General features: G+C 40.8%; 3 protein-coding genes. All 3 read left to right on the forward strand.

Features of this window, described 5'->3' with window-relative positions; translation table 11 throughout:
- The first annotated feature begins 151 nt into the window (after nucleotides 1–151).
- The 3 genes from ABD985_RS04155 to ABD985_RS04165 all read left to right on the forward strand — a co-directional run bounded on the left by ABD985_RS04155 (nucleotide 152) and on the right by ABD985_RS04165 (nucleotide 5,859).
- Nucleotides 152–1,495: an MATE family efflux transporter gene (locus ABD985_RS04155; protein ID WP_345369442.1), complete on the forward strand. Its 1,344-nt coding sequence runs from the start codon at nucleotides 152–154 to the stop codon at nucleotides 1,493–1,495.
- A 7-nt stretch (nucleotides 1,496–1,502) separates the two neighbouring features.
- Nucleotides 1,503–3,791, forward strand: a complete 2,289-nt coding sequence (gene gshAB / locus ABD985_RS04160) for a bifunctional glutamate--cysteine ligase GshA/glutathione synthetase GshB (RefSeq protein ID WP_345369443.1) — start codon at nucleotides 1,503–1,505, stop codon at nucleotides 3,789–3,791.
- 448 nt (nucleotides 3,792–4,239) lie between these two features.
- Nucleotides 4,240–5,859 (forward strand): GMC oxidoreductase, encoded by a 1,620-nt coding sequence (locus ABD985_RS04165; protein ID WP_345369445.1) that lies wholly within the window; start codon nucleotides 4,240–4,242, stop codon nucleotides 5,857–5,859.
- Nucleotides 5,860–6,000: the final 141 nt, after the last annotated feature.

Consider the following 6,000-nt stretch of genomic DNA (forward strand, 5'->3'; position numbering starts at 1 on the left):
CGATAAAGGTTATGGGGAAGATTAAAAAGTACCTACGGAAACCAAACCTATTAGGAGAATTGTTGCCTATGGGTAAGAATAAACTCTAAGACATTAACAGGTATATTCACCTATATCACTAAACTGACAGATTGAATTTCAATCATACACTATGAAAGATTTGACAACGGGTAATATTCCCAAGTCTATTGTAAGCTTGGCGGTTCCACTGATTGGTACGTCTTTTATGCAGTTTGCCAATAATATTATTGACATGTACTGGGTAGGGACACTAGGGAGCCAAGCTATATCAGCGGTAGGCGTATCAGGATTTTATACCCATTTAATTTGGGCCATCAGCTCTATTTTAACGGTAGGATCCGGCATAGAGATTTCCCATTCCTTGGGAGAGAAAAACAAAGAAAAAGCACAGCATATTGCCCGTCATGCGTTATTGGCAACTTGGGGGATAGCACTTCTTTTTTCCTTGTTAATCTTACTATACAAGGGACCTCTGGGGGCATTTTTTAATTTATCCGGAGGGGGTGAATTTGAAGAGTATATTACCTGGATGGCTTTGGGATTGATCTTTACTCTATCTACTAACGTGCTGACCAGTATCAGTATGGCCTTTGGGGATTCCAAAACTTCTTTCCGAATTCGGATGATTGGTATTGTAATCAATCTAATACTGACTCCGGTATTTGTTTATGGATTGGAAATGGGGATTAGAGGAGCCGCCCTTTCCACTTTTATTGCGCAAGCGATCGTAGCCTTGGTATTTATGTTAAGGGGGCGTACAGCCTTTTTGGGAGAAGGTTTTCGACATACTTTTGATATGCAGCTATTTAAGCCAATGGTTAAGCTGGGGTTTTCTCCTTCTGTGCAACGAATTATCTTTTCTTTGGCAAGTATTGCTATCGGTAAGATTGTAGCGGGTTGGGGCCCTGAGGCAATTGCCGCCCAGAAGATTGGTCATCAGATTGAAGCTTTGACCTTTATGACTGTTGGAGGGCTTTCAGGAGCTATGATGACGTTTTCGGGACAAAATTTTGGCGCCCAACAATATGCCCGTATACAGAAAGGGTATAAGGTAACACTTCAAATGGCCTTGGTGTTTGGGGTCTTGATTACCTTCTTATTGTATACGCAATCGGAAGAATTGATGAGATTATTTGTTCAGGATATAAAGACGATTGAGATAGGAGGACGTTACCTACAGATTGTGGGACTATCCCAATTGTTTATGATCACCGAAATGCTGACCAGTCATTTGATCAATGGACTAGGGAAAACGAAGCTGCCTGCAAGGATCAACATTGTCATTTTATTGTCCCGTATTCCAATGGCCTTATGGCTAGCACAGCCTACCGTATTGGGAATTGATGGGGTATGGTGGACGATATTTATCAGTACATTCTTTAGGGGAATTGCCATGCTTATACTCTATCGGGTTGTATTTAGTAAACTCATGGGTTCCAGTTCATCTATCTTAAATACATCCACTACAAATTAGTCAGACGATGAAGAATACATTAAAGGCTTCCATGTTAGTGGAAGGGAATTTTGGACTAGAAAAAGAAAACCTTCGAGTCAATTCGGATGGGACACTAGCTTTTTCTCCACACCCTGCCGCCTTGGGTGATAAGCTGACACACCCTTATATCACGACAGATTTTTCAGAGAGTCAGGTGGAGATGATTACGCCTGTGCAAGATACGATTGAAGAAGCGGTGGGCTTTTTACATACCCTTCACAATATCGTAGAGGAGTCATTGGAGAATGAGGAACTATTGTGGCCACAGAGTATGCCGCCAATTCTTCCAATAGATGAGGAAACAATTCCTATTGCCAATTTTGGAGAACAGGGAAAAGAACTGGAGGAATATCGACAGTATCTTTCCAAGGTATATGGCAAGCGTAAACAACTGGTGTCAGGTATTCATTTTAATATATCCTTTCCGGAAGAACTATTGGCCTTATTATACCAGGAGAAGAAGTCAGAAGAGGTTTCTTATGAGCAATTCCGAGAAGGAATCTATATGAAAGCGGCAGCAAACTATATGAAAAACCATTGGTTTGTGATAGCACTTTTGGGAGGAAGCCCGGCAATACATGCTTCGTATTCCCAGTATGTCTGTAAATCAAAGACAGCGCATACGGAAAAAGGTTGTGTTTCCCCTTTGGCTTCTTCTTTTAGAATAGGGAAATGTGGGTACCGCAATGAGCGAGAGTTTATTCTGGACTATAGCAGTTACGAAAGGTATAAGGAAAGTTTACAGGAATTGATCACTCATAAGGTGATTAATTCGGAGAAAGAGAACTATTCCGCTTTACGGATCAAAGAAAACCCTAATAATGGAGCCATATCTCATTTGGAGGTACGCCATATTGACCTTAACCCTTTTGAAGCATCAGGAGTATCGGCCATTGACTTGCGTATTGTGCATTTAGTCATGCTGTATGGACTATTGGAGGAAGATAAGGAGTTCAATGAGCAAGCACAGCGAAGAGCGCATGAATACCAGCTGACTGCAGCAGACAGAGGAAGAGATCCCCAAGCAATGGTTTCTGTAGCAGGTGAAAAAGAGCAATCTTTTCAGGAAGTCTTGGCTGATTTTGCAGAGCGTTTTCTTAAAGAGCTTCCTCAGGATTTGCCTATAGCTTATCAGGAAGCAATAGATCATTTAAAGGGGTTGCTTGAGCAACCGGAACAACGGTTAGCATCCAAGATCACAGCATCCTTTGATACGCCTGAAATGTTTATTCAGTGGCACTTGGAGCAGTCCAGAAAACATCGAGAAGAAGCAGAGGGTAAGAACTATAACTTCTATGGTAAAAAAGACCTGGAGTTATCGACTCAGCTCTTAATGAAAGAGGCGGTCAAAAGAGGCGTAAAGGTAGAACTATTAGACCGCTCCGAGAATTTCATCACCCTTAGTAAGGGAGAGAAAAAGGAATATGTGGTACAAGCGACGAAAACTTCCTTGGACTCTTACAGTCATATCTTGATGATGGAAAATAAGGTGGTGACCAAGAAAGTATTAAAAGCCGCAGGTATTCAGGCGCCGGAAGGGAATGAATTTACGGATGCTCAAAAGGCCAAAGACTTTTTTGGATTGGTGAAAGGAAAGGCCATTGTAATTAAACCGAAGTCTACCAATTTTGGGTTGGGGATTAGTATTTTGAAAGAAAATAATTCCCGAGAAGACTATGAGAAAGCTGTAGAAATGGCTTTCGAACACGATAATACCATCTTAACAGAGGAATTTGTCTCCGGAAGGGAGTTCAGGATTTTCGTAATTAACGATGAGGTGGTAGGGATTCTTCATAGAGTACCAGCAAATGTGGTTGGGGATGGAGAGCATACCATTGCCCAGTTAATCGATCGTAAAAATGAAGATCCTCTAAGGGGAAAAGGCTATAAAACACCTCTTGAAAAAATTGCTAAGGGAGATGCGGAAGCGTTGTTCCTAAAAACACAAGGGTTGACTTTTGAGGATATCCCTGCGAAAGATCAAGTGATATACCTTCGAGAAAATTCTAATATCAGTACAGGGGGAGACAGTATTGATTATACGGATGATATTCACCCGTCTTACAAAGCAATTGCTGTGGAAGCCGCCAAAGCCATGGGTGTAAAGATCACCGGTTTGGATATGATGATTGATAATATTCAAGCCCCTGCCCAGCCGAATAATTACAGTATTATAGAACTGAACTTTAATCCGGCCATCCATATTCACTGCCATCCTTATCAAGGAAAGAACAGGCATTTGGATGCGAAGATCTTAGATGCATTGGGATTTTAAATAAGAAGATGAGTCATTCCATATTAACATTTAAAGGGGGGACTCTATTTTTTTGTTTAAAAACGGCCTTGAAGAATTGCCGTTAAGATTTTGAATCGTAAAGGCGTTAAGAAAATTCCATTGTTTGAGCGTAGCGAGTTTGGAATTTTTAGCTTTTACGATTCAAAATTAGGCGAATTCTTCAAAGCCTTGATTTTTTTGCTTCGTTTTTTCATCAAGGAAAAAATGAAGAAGCTTAATAAAGGGCTTGTGGGGTAGCTGTAAAGTAATGAATTAACAGAAAACTAAGTCATTTGTTAATATGGGATGACTGATATTTCTTATAGAAGCAGATATTCATCAATTACCCATCCATAATAGAGTAATAATCATTCATTTATTATGTATATTTAAGGAAAGGGACCGCTACATCCCTGTTGATTACCCAATACCTTAACTGCATATAACGATGAACACACAAGAATACGATTACGTTGTCATAGGCTCCGGATTTGGTGGTAGTGTCTCGGCCATGCGATTGGCGGAGAAGGGCTATAAGGTACTATTGCTGGAAAAGGGCAAACGCTATAAAGACAAGGATTATCCCAAGTCAGATTGGAATATCCGTAAGTTCTTATGGGCACCCTTTATTCGTTGTTTTGGAATACAGCAGTTGACATTTTTTCGTAAGGTATTTGTGTTGAGTGGGGTTGGGGTTGGTGGAGGAAGTAATGTATATGCCAATACCCATATGGTTCCCAAGGATGACTTTTTTAATAACCCGGTGTGGAAAGACTTCAAGGACTGGAAGGCGATACTGATGCCATTTTATGATAGGGCTAAATATATGCTGGGTACGACTCCCTATGATGACTTTCAAAAGGAAGATTATATCCTAAAGGAAATCGCTGAGGATATGGGGAGGGGAGACACTTTCAGTGGTGTCAATGCAGGGGTATATACCGGAGATACGGAGGAAGCAAAAGACCCTTACTTTAATGGGTTGGGGCCTTTACGCAAAGGGTGTGTCAAATGTGCCGGTTGCATGGTAGGCTGTCGTTATGGGGCCAAGAATACCCTTAGTAAAAACTACCTGCATTTTGCAGAGCACTTCGGGGCAGAGATATTGCCAGAGTCCAAAGCCCATCGAATTACCTACCAAAATAGACATTACGAGATCGAAGTACATTCCACGACAAGCTGGTTCCGTAAAAAGAAGAAACTATTCAAGAGTAAGGGGCTGATCGTTAGTGGAGGAGTATTGGGGACATTGAGTTTATTGATGGACCAGAAACACGGAAAGAAAACCCTTCCTGATTTATCGGATACATTGGGTCGTAATATTATGACCAATGCGGAAATGCTTTGCGGAGTGACGAATATAGGGGAGAAGATGAATCATGGTATTGCGATTACTTCAGTATTCAATGCAGATAAAAACACCCATATCGAAGTTGTAAAATATAACTCAGACTCAGGGGTAATGGGACGTTTGGCCATGATGGCTGTAGGACCAGGAAGTGGTATAGTGCGTACGGCTAAATTGATTGGAAAAATAATCAGTCGTCCTTTTCAGTTCCTCAAAAGTTTTTTCCATTTTCATCAATGGGGAAAAGACACGATTATCCTCTTGGTGATGCAGAACCTGGAAGAGTCCTTGAAAATGAGATGGAGAAAAGGTTTTTTCCGCAAAGGACTCGCTTTTGATAATCGGGAAAGCCATCAGAAGGTACCGGCTTATATCCCAATCGGTCAAGAGGTGATGTACCGCTATGCAGAGAAAACAGGAGGGATTCCTCAAAATGTAGCGATGGAAATCTTCTTGAATACCGCTACTACAGCTCATATTCTCGGAGGTTGTCCTATGGGAAAAGACAAGTCGGAAGGAGTAGTCAATGATCGTTTCGAAGTTCATGGGTATCCCAATATGTATATTCTGGATGGCTCCATTATACCTTGTAATTTAGGAGTGAACCCATCTTTGACCATTACTACTTTGAGTGAATATGCGATGTCCATGATTCCAGAAAAAGAAGGAAACACTCATATTCCTCTTCAGCAACAATTGAAACATAAAATACAAGAATAGTTTTGTTCATGATGTTTAGATGAGCTTCGCTCGTTCATAATGTTTAGTTGTTTTTGATAACAACAAAAGTATTTATTCACTGAGCTTTCGCTCAGTTAATCTTTGGATAAAACATAATTATCCTGAGGAGAGTACTCAAGC

Origin of the sequence: Algivirga pacifica (genome assembly GCF_039543525.1) — a bacterium.
Lineage (GTDB): Bacteria > Bacteroidota > Bacteroidia > Cytophagales > Flammeovirgaceae > Algivirga > Algivirga pacifica.

What these genes read in the sequence shown, in the direction of transcription:
- ABD985_RS04155 (WP_345369442.1), top strand. Translation starts at nt 152, where the DNA reads ATGAAAGATTTGACAACGGGTAATATTCCCAAGTCTATTGTAAGCTTG.
- gshAB (WP_345369443.1), top strand. Translation starts at nt 1,503, where the DNA reads ATGAAGAATACATTAAAGGCTTCCATGTTAGTGGAAGGGAATTTTGGA.
- ABD985_RS04165 (WP_345369445.1), top strand. Translation starts at nt 4,240, where the DNA reads ATGAACACACAAGAATACGATTACGTTGTCATAGGCTCCGGATTTGGT.